This window comes from Micromonospora sp. LOL_024 (assembly GCF_048060415.1).
Lineage (GTDB): Bacteria > Actinomycetota > Actinomycetes > Mycobacteriales > Micromonosporaceae > Micromonospora.
This window is the reverse complement of the sequence record NZ_JBHMIS010000007.1, coordinates 189,964-215,022: the sequence shown is the minus strand read 5'-3', so window position 1 is coordinate 215,022 and position 25,059 is coordinate 189,964. Positions and strand designations below refer to the sequence as shown.

The window sequence follows — 25,059 nt, the reverse complement described above, 5'->3', positions numbered from 1 at the left end:
CCGCCTGGCCGTGCTCCACTACGCTGGGTCCATGGGGGAGGACAGCGAGCAGCCTGCGCGTCGTGAGTGTTTCGTGATCGCCCCTATCGGCCCCGAAGGCTCGGAGATCCGCAAACGCAGCGACCAGATCCTCAAGCACGTGATCCGCCCGGTGGTGGAGGAGCGGGGTTTCGTCGCGGTGCGCGGCGACGAGATCGAACGCGCCGGTCTGATCACCTCCCAGGTGTTGGACCGCATCATCCGCAACGACCTGGTCATCGCCGACCTGACCGACCAGAACGCCAACGTCTTCTACGAACTGGCGGTCCGGCACGCGCTGCGCAAGCCGTTCGTGCAGTTGATGGCGAAGGATCAGCAGCTGCCCTTCGACGTGCAGGGTATGCGGACGATCCTGGTCGACCACACCGACCTGGACAGCGTGCACACCGCCAAGGAGCAGCTCGGCCGGGCCATCGACACCATCGGCCGGGAGGCGGACATCGTCACACCGATGTCGGTCGCCCTCACCCTGCAGGAGCTTCGCGGGTCGTCAAGCCCGCACGAGGCCGGCCTGTCGCAGGTCATCGAGACCCTGCCGCAGATGATGGACATCCTCCAGGATCTGCAACGTCACCTCGGCACCGGCGTGGTCGGCGTGGCGTCGAGCGAGGACGACGACCATCGGCGGCTGAGGACGATGGTCGAGTCGCTGGCCGCGCGGGGCGGGGTGACCGAGGACGAACTCGCCGGCCTGCTCGGTGGCGGCAGCAGCAAGTTCGAACGGTGGGTCGAGAACGTCATCCAGCGGGTGCGCGGCTCCAACAACCATCGGCCCGCCTGAGCGCGGTCGCGTCCGGTGCTCGGCCGGAGCGCCGCAGGGCGCGCCCGCCGCTCAGCTGGACATGACGCGGGCGTGCAGGTCGGTCACCACCTTGCGGGCCGACTCGAACGCCCCGGCCTGCGAGGCGATGTAGTGGCTGAGGTGGTCACCGGCGAAGTAACCCGGCCGTCAGCGATGCGATCGACGGGCGCGGGCGCCGCCGCTCGTAGGGATAGGGTGTGGCGGTTCCGCCGGAGTCAGGAGCTTGTGTGGGCAGCAGATCATCGGAAATCGCCAACGAGCAGACCTTCTTCGACACGGCGGCCCGGCATCGGGCTCAGCGGCGGGACTCGTTGACCGAGCTGGCCGCCGCGGCGGCGCATCCCGGTGCCGCCGCCCACCTGAAGCGGTACGCGGAGGCGGCGGCCGAGGCCATCGGTGACAACGACGAGGCGGTGGCGTTCGGCCGGATCGAGTACGGGTCGGGCAGCACGCTCTACGTCGGCCGACACGTCGTGACCGACGAGCGCAGCGAGGTGCTGGTCGTGAACTGGCAGGCCCCGGCCGCCGCGCCCTACTTCGAGGCGAGTCATGCCGACCCTCGCGGCCTGGTGGGCAAGCGCAGTTACCAGTGCGCGGGCAACACGATCCAGGACTTCGCCGACCTGATCTTCGCCCAGCTCGCGGACGCGATGGACCGGCCCGACCAGCGTCTGCTCGACGATCTGGCCCGAGCCCGCACCGGCGAGATGCGCGACATCGTGGCAACGATCCAGGCAGCCCAGTTCGAGCTGATCCGGGCGCCGCGGGAGCAGGTGCTGGTGATCGAGGGCGGCCCGGGCACCGGCAAGACAGCGGTCGCCCTGCACCGCGTCTCCTGGCTGCTGTTCAACCACGACGACCTCGCACCACAGGACGTGCTGGTGGTCGGACCGAACCCGACCTTCATGCGCTACATCGGGCGGGTGTTGCCCGACCTCGGCGACGCCGAGGTGTCGATGCGTGACGTCGCCCGGCTGGCGCCCGACGTACGCCGCGGCCGGACGGAGCCGGCCGAGGTGACCCGACTCAAGGGCGAGGCACGGATGGCCGGCCTGCTCTCCCGCGCACTGGGCAACCGGTTGGGCCGGCCCGAGCCGGCCGAACGGCTCCTGCTGGGCGGGCGGTTCGTCACCGTGCCTGGGACGGAGCTGGCCGAGGCGATGGCGGTGGCGAACACGACCGAACTGCCGTACTCCCCACGACGTCGCCTGTTCTGGGACCGGGTGGTCCACCTGGTCGGCCAGCGCGCCGGCATCGACGCGGCCGGGGCACCCGCGGTGGCGAATCTCGTCGAGCGGCTGTGGCCGCAGCAGTCGGCGGCGGCGTTCCTGCGCGATCTGTTCGGTTCGCGGGCACGGTTGGGCGCCGCGGCCGGCTCGGAGTTCACCGCGGAGGAGGTGACCCAGTTACACCGCCAGGGCGCGGACCGGCTCTCCGAGGAGGTCTGGTCCGGGGCGGACCTGCCGCTGCTGGACGATGTGGCGCAGCTCGTCGACGGTCCGGGACGCCGGTACGCGCACGTGGTGATCGACGAGGCGCAGGACCTGTCGCCGATGCAGCTGCGGGCCGTCGGCCGCCGCTGCGCGAGCGGCTCGTTCACCCTGATCGGGGATCTCGCCCAGTCGACCGGCCCGTGGGCCCGTGACGACTGGGCCGAGGTGACCGATCACCTGCCCGCGGTGCGTCCCGTGGCGATCACGCCGCTGCGGTACGGCTACCGGGTGCCCGCGCAGGCGTACCGGCTGGCCGCCCGGGTGCTGCCGGTGGCCGCTGCCGGTGTGACACCGCCGGAGGTGGTGCGTACGGGTCCGGCCGAGCCCGGGATCCATCGGGTCCCGCTGACCGAGCGGGCCGGGCGGGTGGTCGCCCTGGCCGCAGCGCACGCCGAGCAGGGCGCCTTCGTCGGGATCGTCTGTCCGGCACGCTGTCGCCGCGAGGTGGAGGCGGCGCTGGCCGACAATGGTGTCGGCTGGAGCAGCGCGCAGCGCGGCGAACTTGGCGGCGCGGTCAACCTGGTGAGCCCGCAGGAGGCGAAGGGACTGGAGTTCGACGCGGTGGTGGTGGTCGAGCCGGAACAGATCGTGGCCGAGGACGAGCGTGGGCACCGGCTGCTCTACGTGGCGCTGACCCGTACCACGGCCTATCTGGACATCGTCTGTGTCGCGGATCCGCTGCCGATGACCGTGCCACCTCGGCCGGAACCGGCGGCGGCGGAGCCCGGCGGGCTGTTCTCCGATCGGACGCTACGCCGGTTCGCCGAGCACCTCGCCGGCCAGGTGCGCGGCGCGGCGCCGCCCGCGTCGTGGGACGCGGTGCTCGACGAGGTGCGCCGCGCCCTGGCTGAGGCGGAGCGGCCCGGCTGATCGCGGGTCAGCTGGTCGGTGCGGGCCGGCTGATCGCCGAGGAGTCGAGTCGCCGCCCGACCGTCCACTGTACGATGTCACGCCGCACGTCGGCCTTGGTCGCCCTGCTGGGCACCGCGATTCCGAGTTGCTTGGCGAGCGCCTTCAGCTGCGGCACGGTCAGCCGCAGGTCGTCGAGGTAGCGGCCGGCAGCCGTCCGGTCGTCGATCGCGGCCAGGTCGGTGCGGACCTGCTCCGCCTCGACCGCCAGCGGCGGCGCGGCCTTCGCCGCCCGGCCGGTGGCTCCGGTCCCGGATGTCGTCGACTCGCCCACCGCCCGGTCGCGAATCGCTCCGGTCGCGCCCGTCGCCGCGAGCTGCAACTGCAACCGAGCGGACCCGTCGGCCAGTGCGGCCAGCTGGTCCGCTGGGAGCGTACGCAGGAAGTCCGCCACCCGCAGCAGTACGGCGTGGCTCAGGTCGGCTGGGCTGGTCACGGATGCTCCTAGTTTCGGATCCGGGCGAGGAACTCGCTGGCGAGCTGCTGTAGCTCGTACTGGACGGTGGGGTTCGCGTGGGGCAGTAGGACGGCCGGAATCCCGTGCTCGCCGGCGGGGGCGAAGAGGGTCTTGTTGTCCCGGATCATCTGCCGGAACACCGGCAGTTCGACGCTGCTGGGCTGTTCGATGAAGTTGCGCTGGGCGAGGATCGGCCCGGAACCGGCGTACTGGATCATGGTGAGCACGACACCGAGAATCATGGGGTTGATCTTCACGCCGGTGCCGCCCGCGACCCGGTTGTAATCGCGTACCAGTTCGGAGAGTTTCTTGCGGAGATAGTCGATGCCGAGCGTGGAGAGGTAGTCCGCCTTGGCCGGAATCAGGATGTGATCGCTGGCGACGATGCCGGTGCGGGTGACCATGGTGAAGTTGGGCGCGCAGTCGATCAGCACGGCGTCGTACCCGGGAAAGGTCGCGTCGTCGAGCGCGTCGGCCAGCGCCCGGTGCAGCGGCAGGTAGCGCGGGCTTCCGTGCTGGAACCGGGAGCCGCCCAGGTCGGCGGCGAAGTCGAGGTCGGCGTCGATCAGCATGAGGTGGGACGGGACCAGGTCCAGCCGACCCGGGCCGGCTCGGGCGATCATCTCGTTGACCACCGGCGGGGTCACCACGTACGGATCGAGGGGGCGGGAGCCGCCGGATTGCAGCACCGCGCCGAACCACTGGAGGACGGTGCGCTCGTCGGCGAGGTCCTGCTCCCACTGGTGCGGCTGGTAGAAGGAGAACGTCAGGCTCGCCTGCGGGTCCAGGTCGATCAGGAGCACGGTGAGGCCACGCGTCGCCAGCTCGGCCCCGATGTTCGCCGTCAACGTCGTCTTGCCCACGCCGCCCTTGTAGTTGATGACAGAGACGACGCTCCCGGGCTGACGCATGGCCAGCAGCATGCCACGTGCGTCAGCGAGATTCACCGGGGGTGCGCGCGCCGCTGACCCGACGGTCGCGGTGCTCAGTCGAGGACGCGCAGCCCGTCCTCCAGCAGCGCGAGGGCACGGCCGATCTGCTCGCGCAGCCCCGCTGGTGCGTCACCTCGCTCGATGGCACCCAGGACCGTACCGACCAACGCGCCGACCACGGCACCGGCCACCGCGCGGGACTGCGCGTCGTCCAACCGGTCGGGGTAGGCCCGGCGCAGCCATTCGCCGATCAGCCGCTGCGCGGCGATCAGCCGTCGCAGCGCCTGCGCCTGCAGCTCGGGTCTGGCGAACATGATGCCGAGCCGACCCGGGTCGGACAGGTCGTCTGAGGTCGCCAGCACGTGCTCGACGAGGCGGTGCAGCGCCTCCCGCGGGGTGTCGGCCCGCACCGTGTCGAACGCCTCCGCGATGACCGCCAGTCGTTGGTCGGTGCCGGCGAAGAGCACGTCCTCCTTGGCCCGGAAGTAGGAGAAGAAGGTGCGGGTCGAGACGCCCGCCGCGGCGGCGATGTCCGCGACCGTGGTCCGGTCGTACCCCGTCGCCGCGAAGAGCCGGGCCGCCGCGTCGACCAGTGCCGCCCGGGTCTGCTGCTTCTTCTGCTCCCGCAACCCCATGGCGTTACTTTACACGGTGATGTAATTTTGCATCATGATGCAAGATGAGGTTGTCCGAGTCGAAGGGCTCCGGGTCCGCTACCCCACCGCCGCGCGTGACGCGGTGACCGGCATCGACTTCGCGGTGACTACCGGCGAAGTGTTCGGCCTGCTCGGACCCAACGGCGCCGGCAAGTCCACCACCCAGCGCGTGCTCACCGGCCAACACCACCGGTACTCCGGCGACGTCGAGGTGCTCGGCCAACCCGTCGCCGGTCGCGGACGGGCGCTGTACGAAAACATCGGCGTGGGGTTCGAGCTGCCGGCGTACTTCCCCAAGCTCACCGCCCGGGAAAACCTGGCCGCCTTCACCGCGCTCTACCGCCGGCCCGCCGACCGGCCGGAGCAGGCGCTGGCCACCGTCGGCCTCGCCCACGCCGCCGACCAGCGGGTCGCGACCTTCTCCAAGGGCATGAAGATGCGGCTGAACCTGGCCCGCGCGATCCTGCACCGACCGGACGTGCTGTTCCTCGACGAACCCACCTCCGGGCTGGACCCGGCCAACGCCGCCGACGTCCGGGCGGTGATCCGCGCGCAGGCGGACGCAGGCCGGACGGTCCTGCTCACCACCCACGACATGCCGGCCGTCGAGGAATTGTGCAGCCGGGTCGCGTTCATGCGCGACGGCGCCATCGTGGCCACCGACACCCCCCGCAACCTCCGGCTCGCCCACGGCCACCGCTCGGTCGCAGTCGAGTTCGCAGAGGCCGGACAGCTGCGGCAGGCCGAGTTCCCGGCCACCGACGACCCTGCCCTGCTGGCCCTGCTCGCCACCGGCCGGGTGCGGACCGTACACACCCGCGAGGCCGCGCTCGCCGACGTTTTCATCGCCGTCACCGGCCACCGGCCCGCACCGTGACCCGGAGACTGAACGCCCTGCTCGCCCTCGAACTGCGCACCCAGACGCGGCAGCTCGTCCCGGCGGCGCTACTCGGGCTCGCCGCCTGCTGGTCCGTGCTGCTCGCGCTGCTGCCGACGCCGGCCGCCCAGGTCGCCACGCCATACCTGATCTTCCTGGAGATCACCACGGTCGGCACCCTGTTCGCCGGCGCGCTGACCGTCACCGATCGGTCCACCGGCGTCGCCGACGCGCTCGGCGTCAGCCCCGCACGCCCGTGGGAACGGGTCACGGCGCGGCTGGCACCGCTGGCCGTGCTCACCACGCTCAGCGCGGCACCGGTGCTGCTCGCCGGGCGGCGTACCGGCCAACTCGGCACGACCCTTCCCGTGATCGCGCTGTCCGGCCTGCTCCTGCTCGCCGTCGCCGCCGGCCTCGCCGCCCGCCGGGACGAGTTCGTCGCCTTCATGGTGGCGCTGCCCGGACCGATGGCGCTGCTGCTCGCAGTGCCGCTCGCGGTCTCCGTCGGGCTGCTGACCGGACCGCTGTGGTACGCCACGCCCACCACCGGCGCCCTCATGCTGCTGCGCGGCGACTCCCCCTACCCGACCGGCCTGCTGCTCGGACATCTGGCGCTGTGCACGGCGGGCGCCGTCGGCTACGCCACCTGGCGCCAACGCGCCAGCCAGAAGGTGCCGCCCCACCGGGCCGTGCTGCACGCCCGGGCGCTGCCCAGCCGACCGCGCTGGCTGGTGTTCCCCAGCGCGGACCTGCGCAACCTCACCCGCGACTCGATGCTGGCCATGGTGACGCTGAGCCCGCTGCTGCTCGCGCTCGCACTGCGCCTGGGCTACCCGCCGCTGGCCGGATGGCTTCGGCACACCCACGGCGTGGACCCGGCGCCTTACGAAGCGGTCCTGGCGATACTCATCGTCGCGGTGCACGTACCGGTCGCATTCGGCATGACCGGCGCGCTGATCGTGCTGGACGATCTCGAAGCGGGCACGCTCGCCGTCGTACGGACCTCACCGCTCGGCGTCGCCCGCTACCTCGCGTACCGGCTGGTGGCTGTCACGCTGCTCAGCGCCGCCGGCCTCGCCGTCGCCGCGCCACTGTCCGGTCTGGTCCCCGCAGCCGCGACCGGTGCGCTCCTGCTCGCCGTACCGCTCGGGCCGCTGGTCACCCTCGCGACCCTCGCGGTCGCCCGCAGCCGGGTTCAGGGGGTCACCGCCGACAAACTCCTGGCGCTGCCCGCGTACCTGCCGGTCGCGGCCTGGTGGCTCACCGGACCGGGCGGCTGGCTACTCGCGCCCCTGCCGACATACTGGATCGTGCGATCCTGGCCCGCCACCGACGCGGCCCACCTGCTCGCCGGCCTGGCCTGCGTCACCGCCTGGCTGATCCCGCTCAGCCGCCGGGTGATCCGCAGACTCGGGTAGCCCCCCATCCTGGACGTCATGCCGGGCCGACGACCCGTCACGTCGGTGCTCCCGCGTGGCGCAGGTCGTCGAGCAGGAGACCGATCAGGCGTTCCTCCATGACGGCCCGGCCGGCCCGACGCATGGCCTCCGCGAGGGCAGGGTCCCAGGCGGTGGCGGTGGGGACACCGACCAGCGCCGGACCGGAACCGGCCGCCGGGGTGTACTCGGCGGCGCTCATCCGCCACGGTACCGCGCTCGGGTAGCGGTCGAGGGCGGCGGCGGTCAGCCGGACGCCCGTCCAGTCCAGGTCGTTGCGCCACCTGATCACGGTGCCGCCGGCCGCGCGCAGCAGGGTGTGCACCGCCGCCGAGGGCACCCCCTCGGTGCAGACCAACGGTGGCGACTGCACACCGAGCGCGGCGGTGGCGGCCCGGAGCACGGCCGGATTCTCGCAGACGAAAAGCTCGCCGGCGGTCACCGTCAGCGGGAAGCGGCGCAGCTGGTGCAGGGTGATCCGGATCGGCTCGCCGACGGCGGCGGCCTCGGTCAGCCACCGGCCGAGCAGGCCACCGTCGGCCGCGACGTTGAGGACCAGCACCTGGCTGGCGAAGTCGTCGGGGACAAGTCCGACGGATTCCCACAGCGCACGCTCGGGCTCGCCGCCGGCCGGCACCGGCACCAGCTGCCAGGCGGCCAGGGCGCGGAGCACCAGGCCGCGCACGGGCCCTTCGCTGAGCGCCTTGGTGTCGTCGAGCACCCGGTCGGCGAAGACCGGGATCGGTTCGTCCGGCGCCGGCAGGGCGTCCAGCACCCGCAGCACGTCCGCGAACGGCAGCCCGGCCCGGACGACCCGGGTGAGGGTGCCGTCGCGGCGCATCCCGTCGAGCCATTCGGCGTACCAGCCGGCGGCGGCGTGCCGGCCCTCGCCGGCCAGGTCGAGCAGCGCGTCCCGGGCCGCCGCGTCCCGCTTCGCCTCGGCGGCACGGTTACGCAGCGGTGCCGCCGAGGTCAGCAGCTCCCGCAGACCCACCCCGTGGACCGCCCGGAGTTGGTCGTCCACATCGGTCAGCCGCACCGTGAGCCGGGCCGTGCCGGCCGACCGGTGGGCACCGGTTATCCCGATGACGACGACCCGCTCGTCGTCGGTGGGTGACTGGAGCGTGACGGCGCCGTCCAGCTGTCCCCCGCTGCGTTCGAGGCTGCGCCGCGCCGCCGCCAACAGCCGCCGCCAGCCCGGATGCTCCGACAGCCGCCGCGGGTCCGGCGGCGCAGGCTGCGTCGAGGGCGCGGGAAGAGGCTGGGACGGCTCGCTGGTCACTGGTCGGCGACGTCGAGGAGAAGAGGGGCGGGGACATCGGTACGGGCGGCGGCCGGTACGCGGCGGGTCTCCGGTGACCCCAGCGCGCGGGCCAGCGTCCCGTCGAAGTCGGCGATGTTCACCGACCCGTCCCAGACCAGCAGCAGACTGGACACGGTGTGCTCGGTCGCCGAGTGGGACAGGTCGTAGTGGGCCGCCCCGCTGACAGCCGGGTGGGTGGCCCACAGGTCGTAGCCGGTCATGAACAGGTCCAGCTCGAACTGTTTGGCCAGTGCCATCAGCTCACCCCGGCCGGTGTCGTCGACTCCGGCGAACGCCTCGTCCAGGCCCAACAGCCGAGGCGCGTCCGGGCGGGCCGAGCCGAACAGCGCGTTGGCGGCGGCGAAGAGCGGCAGGTGCAGCGACACGGACTGTTCGCCGCCGGAGAGCTGGCTGTGCCGGGACCGGGTCAGCGCCTCGGTGCCGCCGCCCGCCCGGTGCAGGGTGAACGCGAAGGTCCGCCACTGCCGGTAGTCGAGCACCTCGGCGAGCAGATCCCGGTACGGCCGCTCGGGGTGCAGCGCCCGGGCCGCCTTGATCCGGGCGGCGAAGTGCCGACGCATGGTGGTCAGCGGCGCCGGACCCAGCCGGGCCGGGTCCTTCTCCAGCAGTCTGCACACCTCCCGCTGCTCGTCGTCGAGGTCGTCGGCGAGCCGCCAGCCGACGCCGACGGTGAGTCCGCTGGACATCCGTCGGGCCCGCATCTGGGTGTCCATCGCGGCCACCAGGTCACGGGCCTCGATGGTGCGGTGGTGGATCTGCCGGGCCAGCTGGCCGAGCAGCGCGTCCTCCAGGACACGTTGCTCGGCGTCGGTGAGCAGCTGCTCCTGGTCCCGCCGCTCGGCGGCGATCCGGTCGGCGAAGTGCGCGACCGGCGTGAGTCCCTGTTCGTCGGCGACCCGGACAAGGATCACCCCGTCGTCGGTGTCCCACTCCGGACGCTGGTCGAGCCCGGCCGCCGGCAGCTGCGCCTGCAACTCGGTCAGGGCGGTGGTGAGCCGGGTGGCGCTCTGCTTGAGTGACGTCTCGGTGGGACTCAACTCCCGGGTCGCCGCGAGGATCGCCTCGTGCAGGCCGACCACCTCCGGGGCCAGTTCGGCGCCGGGCGCGTCGTCGGTCACCCGGGTCGGCCAGCGCAGCTCCGTCGGGCAGCGCAGCAACCCCAGCAGGTCCGGTCGGGCGTACGGCCGCAGCCGCAGCGCGTCCTGGTGCGCCTCGGTGACCGCCGCGGCGACCGCCTGCTCACTCAGCTCGACCCGGGTCACCGCGGCGGCCCGGCGCTGCTGGGCGGCGCTCAGCTCGGCCCGGACGCGGTCCACGGCGGCTTCGGCGCGTTCGATCTCGTCGGCGGTCCGGGCCACGTCGGCCAGCACCCGCTCCGCCTCGGCACCGATGCTGGCCCGCAGGGTCTGGTACGCCTCGGCCTTCTCCCGGTGCCGGTCGACGGCGACGCGGGCCGCCTGCTCGGCGGCCAGCAGCCGGTCGACGGCCTCGTCGTGGCGTTGCTGCGCCTGCTCCTCCTGCTCGTCGGCGCGGGCCACGGCCGGGTACGCGCCGTCGAGGCGCAGCCCGCGTCGTTCGAACCGGTCCACCGCGTCGGCGGTGGCTTCCAGGCGGCCCAGGGGAAGGGACCGCTCCGCCGTTGCCCGGCGCAGCGCGGCCTCCGCGGTGGCCCGTTCGGCCAGCGCCTGGTCCAGTCGCGCGTTGGCCGCCGCCGCCGCCTCCTGCCGGGCGCGCAGCGTGGTGGCCGCCCGTTCCAGGTCCCGCAGTGCGGTGTGGATCCCGACGGGGGACGGCAGCTGCCCGGCGGCGGAGGCCACGGCGGTCAGCAGGCGGTCGATCGTCGCCCGCTCACCGTCGAGCGTCCACAGTTCGGCGTCGAGCGCGGCGAGCTGCCGGTCGCATTCGGCCACCCGGGCGGCGCGACGGGCCGCGCGGGCGGTGGCGCCGATGAACTCGCACCGGTCCTTGGCGAACCGTCCGGCGGTGACACCCTGGGCGTACCGTCCGTCGGCGCCGATCGTCACGGCGGCGGTGCTCTCCGGGCCCACCACGCTCTCCGGGCCCACCACGTCGGCCAACGCCACCGAGGCGAGCACGGCGTCGATCCGTTCGGTGGGCACCGCGTCCTGGGCCTCGCCGACCAGCACGTCGGCGAGGGTGGCGCCGGTCGGACGGCGCCGCGCGGGCAGGGGCAGCAGGTAGCCGTCCGAGTCGTCGCCGGCCACCGCGTCGGCGGCGGCGTCCGCGTCCGGGTGCACCCACGCGTCCAACAGTCCGGCGGCGTGCAGGGCCGCCTCGGTGGCGGCGGCGGCGTCGGCGGGCACCGACGCGCGGTACCGGACCAACCGCCACAGGGGCGCACCCGCCCGGCCGGCACGCGGCGCGGCCCGGGTCACCGGGGCCGGCGGGGCGTCATCCTGCTCGGCGCCGATCCGGTCCCGTTCGGCAGCCAGTTCGGCCCGGCGACCGGTCAACACGGTCCGCTGGGCGCCCAGCCCGGCCAGCCGGTCCCGGTGCCGGTCGACCGCCGGGGCGGTCGTGTCCGCGTACAGCTCCCGCAGGGTCGCCGCGCCGGGCTCGCCGACGGCGTCGACGGCACCGGCGAGCACGGCCGGAAGGTCCGGCCGGTCGAGGTCGGGCAGCAGGTCGCGGTGCTGCCGCGCCCACCGGTCGAGGTCGGCGCGCATGTGCGCCCGGGCGTCGGCGACCGCCTGCTCCGAGTGCTGCTCGGCCTGCTCGGCGGCGACCACCGCGTCCGCTGCGGCGGCGGCCTCGGCGGCCGAGCGGATCTGGTCGCGCTCGGCCTGGGCATGCCGGGCCGCCTGCTCCCGCACGGCGCGCACGTCGTCGCGCCGGGCCCCGACGTGGGCGGTGAGCCGGCTGGCCAACCCCTCGGCCGTGTTCTCCCCGGCGGACCACGGGATGCCGGCCGCCTCGGCGTCGAGCAGCAGCTCGGCGGCGAGCCGGTCCGCCGCCGACCGGGTGTCCCGGGTCGTCGTCACCGCCCGCTCCCACTCGCCGCGCCGCCGGGCGGTGGCCGCCTGCTCGTCGGCGACCGAACGGCTCGCCCGCTCGGCCGCCTCCACCAGGTCGTGCACGTGCCGTTCCAGGTCGGCGAGCTGCTCGTGGGACTGGTACGCCGCCGAGCTCTTCAGCCGGTCCAGGTGTGACCGCAGCCGGCCCGGCTCCCCCTCGACGGCCCGCAGGGCGGTACCGGCCGTCGCCTCCGCCTCGCCGGCCGTCGCGGCCTCCGCACGCCCCTCGGCCAGCGCCCGGGACCGGCCGGCGATCGCGTCGCGACGGGCGGTCAGCTGGTCGGCCGCGGCCCGCGCGTGGGTCCGCAGGTAGGTGGAGTAGACGGTGAGGAAGGCGGCGGTGGCCCCGTCCGCCGCGGCCAACCCTTCGAGGGTACGGGCGACCGCCTCCATGTCGTCGAACGAGCGGGCGGCCTCGACGAGCAGGTGGTCCTCGATGGGGCGCAGCCCGCGTTGCAGGGTGCGGGACAGCTCGACCGGGTTGAGATCCTTGGCCAGTTGCGGCTTACGCAGCGTCAGCACCAGGTCGAGCAGCTGCTCGTAGCGCGCCGGGCCGAGACCGAACAGCCGGGTGTCGACGAGGTGACGGTACTCCTCCGGCGAGTCCCGCACCGCGTCCGCGCCGAGCAGGTTGATCAGATCCCGCCGGGTCAACGGCCGGTCGTCGGCGTCGAGCAACGCGAAGTCGGCTCCGACCCGACCGTCGGTGACGAAGTGCCAGCGGGTCACCCGGTCGACGTGCCGGTGGGCCCGCAGCCCGATCCCTACCGTCACGTACGTCTCGCCGTTGCCGAACTCCATCCACACGTACGAGTGGGCCACCTCCTGCCCCCGGTAGAGCAGGTTCGACTTCATCGTCCGGTCCTCGCTGGCGAACGGGTTGAGCCGACGGGGCTCGATCCGCCCGTCCAGCACGTACGGGAAGAGCACCTCCAGGGCCTTCGTCTTGCCGGAACCGTTCGGCCCGCGCAGCACCAGCCACCCGTCGACGAAGAGGAACTCCTCGTCGCGGTAGTCCCACAGGTTGACGATTCCCGCCCGGGTGGGCGTGAAGCGACGGACGGCGCGTTGTTCGATCACAGCGTTTTCCCGGGGTTCAGAAGAGGGGCTCGGGCTTGGCGGCGGCTCGTTGCCTGACCGCCGCGATGGTGTTGCGGTAGCGACCGGCCAGCGGCCGGACCAGCACGCCGCCCGGTACCCGGACGACCGCGCCGAACCGTTCCAGCAGCGCGATCGCCTCACCGCCCAGCCGTTGCGGGTCGGCGTGCCACTGGGCACCGAACGCCGACCCGTAGCGTCGCAGGATCTCCGCCACCGCGTCGCGCAGGAAGCTGTCGGTCACCAGCGGCAGCCGACTCTCGTCGGGCACCCCCGGCGTCCCCTCCGGCTCGACGGGAGCGTGCGGCCCGACCTCGTCTTCGAGCTGGACGAACGTGTCGGTGGGCAGGCCGGCGTCGACCTGCCCGACGAGCACCCGCTGCCGGGCGGCCTCGTCGGGTGCGGCCAGCCGCCGGACCCGGCGACCGTCCGGGTCGAGGGCCCGGTCGGCCAGCTCGACGGCGAGCAGCACGGCCGCCTGCGCCACCGACCCGGTGCCGGGGAACCGCTCCACGGTGAAGCCGGCGGTGTCCACCAGCAGCACGCCCTCGGCCCGCCGTTCCAACCGCAGCCCGGTCAGCCGGGCCAGGTCGGCGGCGAGGGCGGTGCCCCGCAGATGGTTGGCGACCGTGGAGTCGACGTCGCTGAGGTAGACCACCGGGGACTCCACCACCGTCCGGCGGGCCACCTGCGCGGTCCGCCGGCGCTCGGCGTTGCCGCTGCTGGCCAACGACCGATCCAGCAGCCCTTCCACCGAGCCGACGTGTTGCAGCACCCGGGCCGGGCGGAACAACGCGACGATCACGTCGCGTGCCACGTCGTACAGCGCCTCGCCTGCTCCCGGGTCGGTGGCCCAGGCCGAACTGGAACCGTCGGCCAGCCGCAGCGCACCCCGCTCCTCGAGCCATCCGACCGCGTCGACGAACGCCCGCCGGTCGGTACCGTGGTCCGGATCGAGGCCGAGGCCGCCGATCCGGGTCGCGTCGGCGGCCACCGAGTCCGCCAGCTCGCTGAGGGTGATCTGGACACCGGCCCGACCCAGCACCGCGAGACAGAGCGCGAGGTACGCGTACCGCCGGCGGTCGAACTGCCGGCCGGTACGCGACCGGGCCGGTTGGGTGGGGTCCAGGCGATCCTTCGCCCGGACCAGCCGAGCCGTGCCGCCGTGCAGCTCCAGCCGGTATCCGAACGCCTCGGAGAGGTCCCGGCGCAGCGTCGACGCGAACCGCCGCACCCGGGGCAGCGCCCGCTCGTCCGGCCAGGTCGAGGTGATCAGCGGATGCCGCAGCACCAGGCGGACGGCCCGCTGGTAGTCGGCGAGTTCCAGCTCGGTGAGGTCAGCGGCGAAACGGTGCCGAACAGGATCACTCATGCCGGCACTCCGCTGCGCTCCGTGCCAGCATGAGGCACCACCGCACTGAGCTGACGATTCACTCGCTGACGCTCGCTCATGCCGGCACCAGTTGGCGGTGCACGGCGGTGTGGCCGGCAGCGGCCACGCTCAGCGCGTACCCGTCGAGGAGGAGCCGGCCGGCGGCGGTGCGCACGGTGGTGAAACGGCCCGGAGTCGGGGTGAGGGTGAGCCGGACGCCGTGCCCGGCGGCGGCGAGCGGCACCGCCCGGGCCGCGCCGACCCGCGCGGCGAGGGCGATGTCGAGCAACCGCAGCAACACGGTCGTCTGCTCCGCGTCCAGCCGGTGCCCGTCGAGGTCCTCCGCCGCCAGGACGGCGGCGGCGTCGGCGAGCCGGCGCTCGCGGGCCAGCTGGTCGGCGCGCAGCCGGTGCCGGCGGTCGTCGCTACGGTCGATCCGGGCCGGCCGGCCCCGTCCCTGCCCGGGTTCCCGGCCGGTCGCGACCAGGGTGCGTGACAGCTCCACCGCCGGCGACTCCCACCACGACAGCCGGGTCGGGATCGCCTCCGGATCGGCGTGGGTCACCGCGACGTGCCGGGGAGCGCCCAGGCCGAACACGGCGTCGAAGAGCGCGTCGGCGGCGTCCTGCGACGGGACGCGGGTGAACCAGGCGGCGAGATGGCGCAGTTGCGACTCGCGGCTCACCCCGCCACGGCGGGCTTCGGTGACCCGTCGGAGCAACGCCAACACGTCCCCGATGGCGGCGATGGTGGCGTCGGCGAGCCGGTCGGCCTCACTGGTCTCCTCGGCACCCGGTGGCGCCAGCCACGACCGCAGCCCACGCCACCGGCGCCGCCAGTCCTCCAGACGCTGCGTCGGGGTGTGGAAGAGCCGCTCGTCCGCCTCGGCCGCCGCCTCGACCAGGCGCTCCAGGCCGGTCGCCTCCACCTCGTGCACCGCCGCCCGCAGCCGTGGCGTGTAGCGCTGCAACTCGTCGTGGAAGTCCCGCAGGTGGGCCAGCAGGGCATCCTTGTGAGCGAGGAACGCCTCCGGGCGTACGTCGTTGGTGCGACTCAGGTCGCCGAGCATGTGATAGAAGCGGGCCGCCCGCTCGGCGATGTCGGCCAGCGCCCGGTCGAGGCGGTTGAGTTTCCGGTAGACCTCTTCGGCGTCGCCGGTCTCGTTGGCCGCGGCGAGCGCGGCCAGGTCGGCGAGCAGGTCGGCGAAGACCAGTCGGGACAGCGTGCTGTCGTCCATCGTCGCGGTCAGGACCGCCTCCACCGCCCGGTGGGCCCGGTAGCCGGCCTCGGTGAACTGGTAGACCGAGTGGCGGTTGCGGTACTCGGCGAGGGTGCTCGCCCGGGTGCCGTCCTGCCCCCGGTCGAGGACCCCCCACTCGACGAGGGCGTCGAGCAGCCGAGGCAGCTCCAGCTCGGCCGGATCCGGGCAGTCCGGGTCCGCCTCGTGCAGTGCGCCCAGTGTCGCGGCCACCTCGGCGGTGTGCAGCATCACGTGGTAGCTGGAGCGCGCCGCCTCGAAGGCGCGCAACAGCCAGCGGTACGCGAACCGGTTCTCCGCTGTGACATAGCCGAACAACCGCATCCGGTCGTCGAGCCCGAAATCGTCCAGCCCGAAGGTGGGCCTCGACGGCTGCGCGGTCATCTCGTCCCTCCGGCGGCGGTCTCGTCCCGCAGCACCTTACCGAGACCCTCCGGCGGCGCCCCGCTCCACCCGCCAGGTGTGTCGGCGCGCTGTTCGGCTGTCTCACGGGTGCATCGCGGTGACGCTGGGACGAAGGCGATCGCGTCGAAGCTGCCGGCCAAACCGGGCAGTTCGTGGTAGCGGTCCTCGTCATGGTCCGCCTGGTCGAGAGCGCCGCCGGGACTCACGGTGGCTGACGCCGCACCAGGCGGCTGGTCAGGAACGGGCTGGGCGTGCCGTGCCAGAACACGGTCAGCTCGTCGCGGGGCCGGGTCGCGGCCACAAAGAGCAGAGACCGGTCCCGTTGGCGTTCACGCTGATACCGCTTCGGATCGGTGTCCCGGTAGCGGCTGATCACCTGCCGGGGGACGAGGCCGTCACTCACCGCGGCGATCACCATGCGCTGGTACTCCAGGCCCTTGAACCGGTGCATGGTGCCGACATGGATCCCGTCGGGCTGCTTGGGGCCGTCCGGTCCGATCTCCACCACCGGCAGCCCGTCGCTCTCCAGCCTGCTGATCAACTCCGCCGCCAGCTCCTTCGTCGGCACGCAGATGGCCACCGAGCCGTCAGTCGGGCTGCCCCAGCTCCGCAACTGCTCGACGATGAGGTCCCGTTCCTGCGCCCAGGTCGCCGCCCCACGGAAGTGCGGCCGGCCGCCGCGCAACAACGAGCGGTAGCCGGCCAGGTCTTCCTCTCCGCCGTCGAGGTCGTCGTACACCTCGCCGGTCATGATCTGCAGGGCGTCGGCGAGGATCTGCCGGGTGGTGCGGTAGCTCAGCGTCAGCCGCGACGACCGGCCACGGATGTTGACGCCGAGGCTGCCCAACGTGACGTGGTTGTCGTAGATGCGCTGGTGGGTGTCACCGGTGAGGAACATGTCGTCCGGTTCGGGCGCGACCATGGCGCGCAGCATCTTCCAGTGCGCGGCGCTGAGATCCTGCGCCTCGTCGACCACCACGTGACGGTAGCGCGGCCGGTAGAACCCGCCAGACGGATTCCCGTCGGCACCGCTGTGGTGGGCCGTGCGGTCCATTTCGAGGCGGGCGGCCCGCTGTGCCACCTGCCGCCAGGTCCAGATGCCACGGTTCTCCAGCCAGCTGGTGAAGCGCTCGGTCAGCTGCCAGATCTGGTCGCGCTCCACCCGGGTGAGGCTGCGGCCACGGTTGGGCCGGCGGGCCTTGAAGTAGTCCGTCCGTGAGTTGAGCACCTGACCGAGGATCACCTGGGTCCACTCGGCGGCGAGGAACTCCGCCTCCCAACCCGCCTCGCCCGTCTCGACGAGGAACTCGGCCCACAGCTCGGGTACCCGGCTGTCGGTCACGACGCGCCGACCGCCGCCCGACTTCGCCTCGGCCACCACCCGGCTGGCCAGCCGGTCGATGTTGACGATGTCGACCCGCGACACGAGATCCTGACCACCCAGGGCCATCAGCCGGGTACGCAGGTCGGCGGCGAGGTTCCGGTTGAAGGTGGTGAGCAGGATCGGCTTGTCCACACCGGGCGGCAGTTGGCGGGCGAGGTGCGCCACCCGGTGCAGGGCGACGATGGTCTTGCCGGTGCCCGGGCCACCGCCGACCCGGGCAGGGCCGTTGTACCGGCGCTCGACCAGCTTGCGTTGGGTGGGGTGCAGGAAGATCTGCCACCGCTCGAACGCTTCGCCGAGCATCGCCTGCAACGCCTCGTCGTCGGAGGTCACCTGGGTGGCGGGGCGCTCGACGGCAGCCTCGAAGTCCTCGGTGTCGACTGGATCGTCGGCGCGTACCGGGTCGGTGACCTGCTGGAGCACCTCGTCGTAGGGGGTGCCGTCGAACAGCGCGAAGAGCACGTCGGTGGTGAGTTGCGGTGCCCGGTCAAGCAGCTCCAGCAGCTCGGCCTCGGTGGTCAGTTCCCGGATCTGCGGCAGCAGCAATTCGGAGACGCCGAGCTCCAGCAGCTGGGCGTCGGCGTACGCCGCGAAGATCGGTTTCTGCGCGGGTTCCGCTTCGACCTGCGGGGGCACCACCCGACCGACGATGCTGTCGCCGACCGGAGCCAGGTCGACCACCTCGATGCCGCCGGTGACCCGGTTGATCCGGTACGCGTAGCGGCCGAGGTCGTCGTACACTTCTCCGCGGTGTTTGACCGCGACGAGCAGGTAGTCGCGTTCGGCGATGTGCAGCAGCAGCGCCCGGTGGTCCTTGTTGACCCGGGCCGACATCAGTCGGGTGTCGCTGGTGAGCGCCTTGAGACTGAGCCCGGGGTTCTCCGGGTTGTGCCGGAACTTGTGCATGAACTCGTAGACCGCGCCGATGTCGGCGCGGGTGAGCTTCATGACCTCCTTGTCGGCGCGGTCCAGCATCCGCAGGCTTGCCCCGGTGTTCATCGCGGTTCTCCCCCACTCGACGCTTTGATTTTCGCCGCCAGCTCGTCGACCGACCATTCCCGGGCGGTCCGGGCGTGCCAGCCCGCCTGCGCGTAGGCCCGGTCGCGGTCTTCGGTCTCGGGGTCGTCGGAGGGGCCGCTGAGCACGATGGCGAGGCGCCGCTCGGGCCACGCCAGCTCGGCCTGCCAGCCCTGGTCGCCCAGTTCGTAGCCGACGACCGGTGCGGGCAGGTCCTGCTGGGCGAGCTGCTGGACGAGCTGGTCCAGGGTGTGCTCCTCCGGGTCCAGGTAGCGAAGGACGTCCCGCCACGGCGACTGGCTGCCGAGGGTTCCGGCCCCGGTGGACACCGGCGGCGTCACGACGCCGAGCCAGGTCGCCGTCTCCTCGTCGAGCGGCAACGCCCGGTGGGCGGTCCCGAACCCGGTGCCCTCGGTGACGGCCATCGAGGCCGGTTCGAAGGCGTCGAGGTCGGACACGGCGAGCTGACCCGCGTCACCGCCGCCGTTGCCGAGGAACTGGACGACGTTGCCCCACGCCAGCCAGGCCGCCCAACGTTCCTTGTGTCCCGCCCCGGCCACGGCCGCCGGCAGGTCGTCGAGGACGGCCAGCGCCGACCAGGCCGGTAGGGGTCTGCTGCGGCCGTCGACGACGACGGTCACCGGGCAGTCCGCGTTGTCCCGGGCACGGGCGATCATGATGTGCCGTGCGGTCGGGGCGGGCAGGGGTTCGCCGCGCAACGCGGCCAGCAGGCGCTGCGCCACGCCGCCGGAGTCGGTGGCGGTGTTGTCCCGCGCCTGCTTGAGCAGACCCGCCAGAGTCGCTTCGGCCCGACGCTGCCATCGGGTCGCATCGGGCTCGGCGAGGAAGCGCATCAGCTGCTGGATCGGGTTGACCCAGATGGTTTCCTCCAGCTCGTCCGGGTGCGCGCCGGGCAGGAACCTCCGGTAGTTCTCCCGGGCCGCCTGCTTGCAGACCCCGCCGTACGGGGTCCAGCGCCCCTGCCCTTCGGTGCCGCCCCACGTTTTGACGTCGTCCCAGGTGGCGGCGAAGACGAGGTAACCGTGGGCGCGCAGCCGGGCCCGCTTCTCCGCGTCGTCGGCGAGCCGGTTGTACTGGGAGGAGGCGTGGTATTTGAAGCCGTCGAGGTAGACGGCCACCTCGGGCGAGGGCGCGTCGAGGCGCTTGAAGTGGACGTCCGGGCGGGTGCCCCGGACAGTGTTCTGTAGCTTCATCTGCCAGTGCGTGACGCCCTGGCCGTTGTCCCGCACGAACCGCAGGTCGGCGATGCGGGCACCGTCGTGATCGGTCCGACGGTCGATGCGCAGGCCCGAGTCGGGCGCCGCGCCGAGCGCCAGCAGCTTGGTCAGGAAACGCATCTCCAACTCGCTCTCCACCTGGTGGATCAGCGAGATCTCGTCGGTCCGGGTGCCCTCCTCGACGTCCCAGGTGTCCAGGAGCTTGTCCAGCATGCCCAGCGCCTCGTCGCGGCTCATCAGTGCGAACTCGTCGTTGCGGGCGTAACGCAGCAGGCAGCGGTGGCAGACCGCTCTGCCTTCGTGCCGGCAGACGCAGTCGGCGATCCGCGTCCGGGCCAGCTCCAGGACGTTGCGGAACTCCTGCGGCCTGGCGAGACGGTGCAGGTAGCCGGTGCCCTGCGGTTGGGTGTCGTAGACGACCACGAAGTTGCGGGTTCCGTCGCTGTGACCGTCGGGCATGGTGGCCGACACCGCCTGAAGGTGCGCGGGGTCGCCGCCGTACTGGGCCGCGATTCCCAGCCGGACGGCGGCGGCGAACGACACGATGCGCTCCTGGACCACGGCGGTAGCCGCGGGGATCAGGATGCGCAGCGCCTCGGTTTCCAGCTGGTGGGCCAGAATCAGATCGACGTGGGTGTCCGGTGCGGCCGGCGAACGTCGGTACGCACACCAGGGGCGGTGGTGCTCGGCGCCCTGCACGACGGTCGAGCCGGATGCCTGCGCGGCGAGTTGCGCGCTCACCGCGGGCGCGCCGTCGACTGTGGTCCCCCCGCAGGAGGTGCAGGTGTGGAACCGGTTGATCCGCACCTCGTCGCCGGCGAAGAACTCCGCCGCCCGGTCGTAGCGTTGGGCACCGAGGTTGAAGTGGCGGATCATCGCGTGCCGGCTGTAGTCGACGCCGAAGGTGTCGTGTGCGTGCCGCCACGAGGAATCGACCTTCGCCGGGTCGACGTCGACGGCGACGGTGGTGGCGTAGAAGCGCCGGTCCCGGTCGTCGCTGTCGTCACGGATGCGGGCGTCGTCGCGCTTGTCGCGACTGAGCACCCGGGTCGGTTGCAGCACCTGGAACAGTCGCCCGTGATCGGCGATGCCGGGGTCCGCGCATCGCGGACAGGCGCTGGTGTCCTCCTTGGCCAGGTGGGTACGGACGTAGCCGCACTGCCCGCAGACGCGCCACTGCTCGTACGACGGCCGGTCGACGGTGCCGACGTCGAGCCCTGAGATCTCGTGCCGGTAGCCCCGCACGTAGTAGCTGTTGCCGGGGGCGATCTCGACCAGCGCCGGGCGGGCCGGGCGGGCGTACTCGCGGATCTCGCTGTGGAACCGGCGGTCGCCGGCGGTCTTGTCCTCCCAGGTGAGGGTGGCTTCCAGGTCGGTGCGGGTGTCGATGAGCGCGTAGTTCGGCAGCAACCCGAACGCGACCAGGGTGCCGTGAGCGGCAGCCGCGCTGGCCTCCCGGAGCCGGCGACGGACCGCGGCCTCCTCGGCCCTCAACATCTTGATCTCGCGGGCGTGGTCGGGGTCGCTGGGCACCAGGGTGCCCCGGGCTGCGGCGAGTTCCTGGAGCCGGCGGCGCAGGTCGGCCAGCCGGGACTCCCAGACCTCGTCGGCCTCCTTGACGCGACCGACGACGCCGTCGACCGCGAACTCCCGTAGCTGGTCGGCGGCGGCCCGCAGGACCTTGTCGCCGAAGAGGGCCAGGAACTCCTCCGGCAGCCGGCCACCGTCGCGCCGGCTGGCGTCGGCGAGACCGGCCAGCCAGCCGGTCGGACCGAACAGCACGTGCGCGCGCCGTGGCATCGGCAGCACTCCGGCCAGTCGGCCGCGGGCGGCCAGGTCGATCAGGTGGGCGAGGTACTGGCGGCGCAGGATCTCCACGGCGGAGAGGAAACAACCGGGCGGGACGATCTGGCCGGCGATCATGTCGCGCGGGTCGGTGAGGTAGTAGCGGTCCCGTTCGGAGCGCCCGACCAGGGTCAGCACGAGCGCGTTGCCGCTGCGACGGCCGGCGCGGCCGGCCCGCTGCACGTAGTTGGCTGGCCCGTGTGGCAGTGACGCCAGCACCACCGCCGAGAGGGCGCCGATGTCGATGCCCATCTCCAGGGTGGGTGTGCAGGAGAGCACGTTCGGGTCGGTGTAACGCCCGCCGTCGCGGAACTGCCGCTCCACCGTCTCCCGCTGGGCGCGGGTGAGCATGCCGGTGTGTTCGCCGGTGACCACCCGGAACACCGGGCTGTCCAGGTAGAGCCGCCGGTAGTAGTCGTCGGGGGCGGTGTCGTCGGGGGCGGCCTGGAGGTGGCCACGGCAGCGGTACTGCCGGCACGGCTGACCGATCCAGTCGGCTACCCGGTCGGGGTGCTCCGTCTGCCGCCAGTGGCAGGTGTCGCAGCCGACACCGCCGGCCACGGCGGACGCCTCGTCGAGCCGGGTCACCCGCAGGTGGCCGGGCAACAGCCCGTACACCATGTTGCCGTCTTCGGTGTCACCGACGGCGACCACGTCGGCGGCGGCCAGGGCCGGAAGCAGCCGGGTCAGGTAGCCGGCGGTGTCGCCGGGACCGAGGCCGAGACAGCGCGACGTCCAGTCCTGGTACCAGTTGCCGCGCGCGGTGAGCACATCGAACTCGGAACGGGATTTCGGTGTGGCGAGCAGAAACGCGGGCGCCGACAGGCCCTTGGGGAACGCGGGCATGCCGGCGGGGCGGCCGCCCCAGACCTGCCACCGGGTGCCGCCACGCTTGAGGTACGGCAGCAGCCACTGGTGGAACACCGCGCCCCGGGTACGCAGCCGTTCCAGCAGGCCCCGGACGAAGGCGAGGTAGCGGGCGTCGTCGGGTGCCGCGCCGTCCAGGTGGCCGGGGCCGGTGAGGTGGACGTCCCGGCAGATCGCGGCGGCCCGCGCCGAATTTTCGAGGGTCACCTCGACGGCGACGCTGCGGGTCAGCTCCAGGGTGCGGCCCTGCCGGGAACGCAGCCCGGTCTCCATCACGGTGGCGAAGACGAGACGTTCGCTGATCAGCTCCCAGGTTTCCCGGCTGCCGGTGTGCTCCCCGGCGAGCAGGCTGTCGACGCCGGGCTGGTCGTGCAGGTCCGGCGGCACGACGGTGCAGAGGATCTCCGGCTGTGCCGCCGCCTCGACCATCCTGGCGAAGAGGTCGTCGAGCCCGATCGACTCTCCCGGACCGAGCCGGCTGGCGAGCAGGCAGCGCAGCGAGAACGAGTAGGACCGGTTGGCGACGAACCCGGCGCGGTGCGCGGCGTCCTGCACCGAGTCGTTGAACAGCAGCGTCTTCTTCTCCGCCTCGTCGAGTTCGCCGCCGGTGAAGAGTTGCGTGATCGCCACCGAGGCGAGGGTGGCCAGGCCGGCGCCGAGGAAGCGGATGCCGTGGTCCAGCTCGCAGGACGGGCAGCGGTCCTTGTCGGCGCTGTCCAGGTCGACAAGGTCACCGAGCACCACGAGCGCGTCGTCGGTGAGCTGGCCGTCGCGCTGCTCGTCGAAGGGACGCACCCGCCGGCCGTACTCCAGGACCAGCAGGCCGGCCGGGCGCTGGCGTACCTCGTCGGGGGTCGCCGCGATCAGCGCGCGGACCCGGCGCTTGTCCCGGCCGACGCTGGCCCGGTAGATCTTGTCCGGGTCGGTTTCCAGCTCCTGCGGGTCCTTTTCGGGCGACAACGCCATCCAGCCGGATCGGCCGCAGTGCCGGCAGTAGATGGCCGGCAGCCGGGGGTGGCGGTTGTCGGCCACGACCACGTCGGCGTCGGTGGCGTACGGGTCCAGCTCGCGCGGCGCTTCGCCGTACCAGCCGAAGGTGGCCTGGCGGGAGGTGCCGCGCAGCAGGCGCGAGACGGCGCGTACCCACAGGTGGGTTTCGATGTTCAGCAGCGGACGGCCGGGGGCCTGCGGGTGCTGCGCCACGGAGAGCAGGCCGACGAACCGGGCGAGCGCCTTCGCCGTGATCTCGGGCCGGGTCTTCATCACGCTGCCCCAGCCGGTGGCGTTCTTGCGGGGCAGCACGTCGATGACCTCGTCGAGGGTGCACGGCCTGGCCTGGAGCGAGTCGAGCACCGCCTTGGTCAACGGGTGCTGGCGCAGCAGGTCGCCCAGGCGCGCCGGGTCGTCGAGGCAGTCCTCGCCGAGGACCAGCTCGGCGACCTGCGCCATCATCGCCTCAGTGTCGCGGTCGTCGACGGCGGCGAGCTGCTCCGGGCTGGGCAACGGCAGGCTGAAGTCCTGGTGGGCGACGAATTCGCCGGCCTCGTAGCGGTCCTCCCCCACCAGCGAACCGGCCTCGAAGGCGACGCCGAAGACCTGCTCGGCGACGTCGCGGATCGCGGTACGTCCGTCCCGTCCGCCGCCTTCGCCGAGCGTGGCGGAGGTCGCGACGGGACAGATCGGCCCCAACGGCCGCTCCGGCTCGGTGAGGCCGAGCGCGGCGGCGAGCCGGCGCAGCAGCATCGCCACGTCGGTGCCCTGCGCGCCGTCGTAGGTGTGGAACTCGTCCAGCACCACGTACGCCGGTTCGGCGCCCTCCCACAGCGGCAGGTCGTCGGCGCGTTGAAGCAGCAGGTCCAGCATCTTGTAGTTGGTGATCAGGATGTCCGGTGGGGTGCGGCGCATCTCCGAGCGCTTGGTGAACACGTGCGGGTACTCGATCGCGGCCACGTCGCCGATGTAGAGACCGGCGGTGACTCCGGCCAGCGCCGGATCGGTGAGCAGCTCGTTGATGCGAGCCGTCTGGTCGGTCGCCAGGGCGTTCATCGGGTAGAGCAGGATCGCCTTGACGCCGACCCGACCCTGCTGCTTGCGCCGCCGGCAGTGGTCGAGCACCGGGATCAGGAACGACTCCGTCTTGCCGGAGCCGGTGCCGGTGGTGATCAGGGTCGGCTCGGCCGCCTTGCCCTTCGTCGACAGCCGGGCGAACGCGTTCGCCTGGTGCAGGTAGGGGGTGAAGTGGGCCGGCGCCCAGTCCAGGCTCGCCCGCCAGTCGCCCTCCGCCGGCCGGAACGGGGTGCGGATCCGCAGGTACGGGCCGCGGAAGATGCCCTGCTCCGGGTGGCAGAGAAACCCCTCAAGCCCCTGGCGTACGCCGTCCTCGGTCAACCCGAAGGTGGTGGTCAGGTACTGGGTGAGGGTCCGGCGCAGGGTGTCGGCGGCGATGGTCGGCCTCATGAGCGGATCACCCGGGGATGCTACTGCACCCGTGACCTGCGCTGACCCGGCCGACAGGCCACGATCGCCGGATGAGTCGGATTCGCGACAGCCCTCGTTGCCAGCGACGGGCTGGGGCGCTCGCGGCACGACCGGAACCAGCCGGCAGGCCAAGTTAA

The 25,059-nt window shown here is 72.7% G+C and carries 14 protein-coding genes; 4 read left to right on the top strand and 10 right to left on the bottom strand.

Annotated features, from left to right (window positions below; translation table 11 throughout):
• The first annotated feature begins 31 nt into the window (after positions 1 to 31).
• Entirely contained in the window at positions 32 to 820 is a 789-nt protein-coding gene (locus ACFHWY_RS11455; RefSeq protein ID WP_416580123.1) for a hypothetical protein, read from the top strand.
• 248 nt (positions 821 to 1,068) lie between these two features.
• Positions 1,069 to 3,204, top strand: a complete 2,136-nt coding sequence (locus ACFHWY_RS11450; RefSeq protein ID WP_416580122.1) for a HelD family protein — start codon at positions 1,069 to 1,071, stop codon at positions 3,202 to 3,204.
• Positions 3,205 to 3,211: 7 nt separating this feature from the next.
• Here ACFHWY_RS11450 and ACFHWY_RS11445 read toward each other — a convergent pair whose 3' ends face one another.
• From ACFHWY_RS11445 to ACFHWY_RS11435, 3 genes are all read right to left on the bottom strand, one after another.
• Entirely contained in the window at positions 3,212 to 3,679 is a 468-nt protein-coding gene (locus ACFHWY_RS11445) for a hypothetical protein (protein WP_416580121.1), read from the bottom strand.
• Positions 3,680 to 3,687: 8 nt separating this feature from the next.
• Positions 3,688 to 4,611, bottom strand: a complete 924-nt coding sequence (locus ACFHWY_RS11440; RefSeq protein WP_416580120.1) for a ParA family protein — start codon at positions 4,609 to 4,611, stop codon at positions 3,688 to 3,690.
• Between the two features lie 74 nt (positions 4,612 to 4,685).
• Complete coding sequence (locus ACFHWY_RS11435) at positions 4,686 to 5,267, bottom strand: TetR/AcrR family transcriptional regulator (RefSeq protein WP_416580119.1); 582 nt, start codon at positions 5,265 to 5,267, stop codon at positions 4,686 to 4,688.
• Between the two features lie 34 nt (positions 5,268 to 5,301).
• Here ACFHWY_RS11435 and ACFHWY_RS11430 point away from each other — a divergent pair, with 34 nt between their 5' ends.
• Both ACFHWY_RS11430 and ACFHWY_RS11425 read left to right on the top strand, forming a co-directional pair.
• Positions 5,302 to 6,165, top strand: a complete 864-nt coding sequence (locus ACFHWY_RS11430; RefSeq protein ID WP_416580118.1) for an ABC transporter ATP-binding protein — start codon at positions 5,302 to 5,304, stop codon at positions 6,163 to 6,165.
• Positions 6,162 to 7,583 (top strand): hypothetical protein, encoded by a 1,422-nt coding sequence (locus tag ACFHWY_RS11425; RefSeq protein ID WP_416580117.1) that lies wholly within the window; start codon positions 6,162 to 6,164, stop codon positions 7,581 to 7,583. The genes ACFHWY_RS11430 and ACFHWY_RS11425 overlap by 4 nt, the downstream gene beginning before the upstream one ends.
• Positions 7,584 to 7,620: 37 nt before the next feature.
• Here the strand turns inward: ACFHWY_RS11425 and ACFHWY_RS11420 are convergent, their stop codons facing one another.
• From ACFHWY_RS11420 to ACFHWY_RS11390, 7 genes are all read right to left on the bottom strand, one after another.
• Complete coding sequence (locus tag ACFHWY_RS11420; RefSeq protein WP_416580116.1) at positions 7,621 to 8,883, bottom strand: TIGR02679 family protein; 1,263 nt, start codon at positions 8,881 to 8,883, stop codon at positions 7,621 to 7,623.
• Complete coding sequence (locus ACFHWY_RS11415; protein ID WP_416580115.1) at positions 8,880 to 13,040, bottom strand: TIGR02680 family protein; 4,161 nt, start codon at positions 13,038 to 13,040, stop codon at positions 8,880 to 8,882. Before ACFHWY_RS11415 ends, ACFHWY_RS11420 begins: the two co-directional genes overlap by 4 nt.
• 16 nt (positions 13,041 to 13,056) lie before the next feature.
• On the bottom strand, positions 13,057 to 14,430 hold the full coding sequence (locus ACFHWY_RS11410) for a TIGR02678 family protein (RefSeq protein WP_416580114.1): 1,374 nt from the start codon (positions 14,428 to 14,430) through the stop codon (positions 13,057 to 13,059).
• A gap of 76 nt (positions 14,431 to 14,506) precedes the next feature.
• A complete protein-coding gene (locus ACFHWY_RS11405; RefSeq protein WP_416580113.1) occupies positions 14,507 to 16,072 on the bottom strand; it encodes a TIGR02677 family protein in 1,566 nt (521 codons plus the stop codon).
• Positions 16,069 to 16,299 carry a hypothetical protein gene (locus ACFHWY_RS11400; protein ID WP_416580112.1) on the bottom strand — a complete coding sequence of 77 codons (231 nt, stop codon included), beginning with the start codon at positions 16,297 to 16,299 and terminating at the stop codon, positions 16,069 to 16,071. Before ACFHWY_RS11400 ends, ACFHWY_RS11405 begins: the two co-directional genes overlap by 4 nt.
• Positions 16,296 to 18,476, bottom strand: a complete 2,181-nt coding sequence (locus ACFHWY_RS11395) for a UvrD-helicase domain-containing protein (RefSeq protein ID WP_416580111.1) — start codon at positions 18,474 to 18,476, stop codon at positions 16,296 to 16,298. The genes ACFHWY_RS11400 and ACFHWY_RS11395 overlap by 4 nt, the downstream gene beginning before the upstream one ends.
• Entirely contained in the window at positions 18,473 to 24,901 is a 6,429-nt protein-coding gene (locus tag ACFHWY_RS11390) for a DEAD/DEAH box helicase (RefSeq protein ID WP_416580110.1), read from the bottom strand. Before ACFHWY_RS11390 ends, ACFHWY_RS11395 begins: the two co-directional genes overlap by 4 nt.
• Between the last annotated feature and the right edge of the window lie 158 nt (positions 24,902 to 25,059).

Bases quoted from the DNA above. Each gene is read 5' to 3' on its own strand.
- ACFHWY_RS11390 (WP_416580110.1), bottom strand. From the start codon at position 24,901: ATGAGGCCGACCATCGCCGCCGACACCCTGCGCCGGACCCTCACCCAG.
- ACFHWY_RS11440 (WP_416580120.1), bottom strand. From the start codon at position 4,611: ATGCGTCAGCCCGGGAGCGTCGTCTCTGTCATCAACTACAAGGGCGGC.
- ACFHWY_RS11395 (WP_416580111.1), bottom strand. From the start codon at position 18,476: ATGAACACCGGGGCAAGCCTGCGGATGCTGGACCGCGCCGACAAGGAG.
- ACFHWY_RS11410 (WP_416580114.1), bottom strand. From the start codon at position 14,430: ATGAGTGATCCTGTTCGGCACCGTTTCGCCGCTGACCTCACCGAGCTG.
- ACFHWY_RS11435 (WP_416580119.1), bottom strand. From the start codon at position 5,267: ATGGGGTTGCGGGAGCAGAAGAAGCAGCAGACCCGGGCGGCACTGGTC.
- ACFHWY_RS11430 (WP_416580118.1), top strand. From the start codon at position 5,302: ATGATGCAAGATGAGGTTGTCCGAGTCGAAGGGCTCCGGGTCCGCTAC.
- ACFHWY_RS11405 (WP_416580113.1), bottom strand. From the start codon at position 16,072: ATGACCGCGCAGCCGTCGAGGCCCACCTTCGGGCTGGACGATTTCGGG.
- ACFHWY_RS11455 (WP_416580123.1), top strand. From the start codon at position 32: ATGGGGGAGGACAGCGAGCAGCCTGCGCGTCGTGAGTGTTTCGTGATC.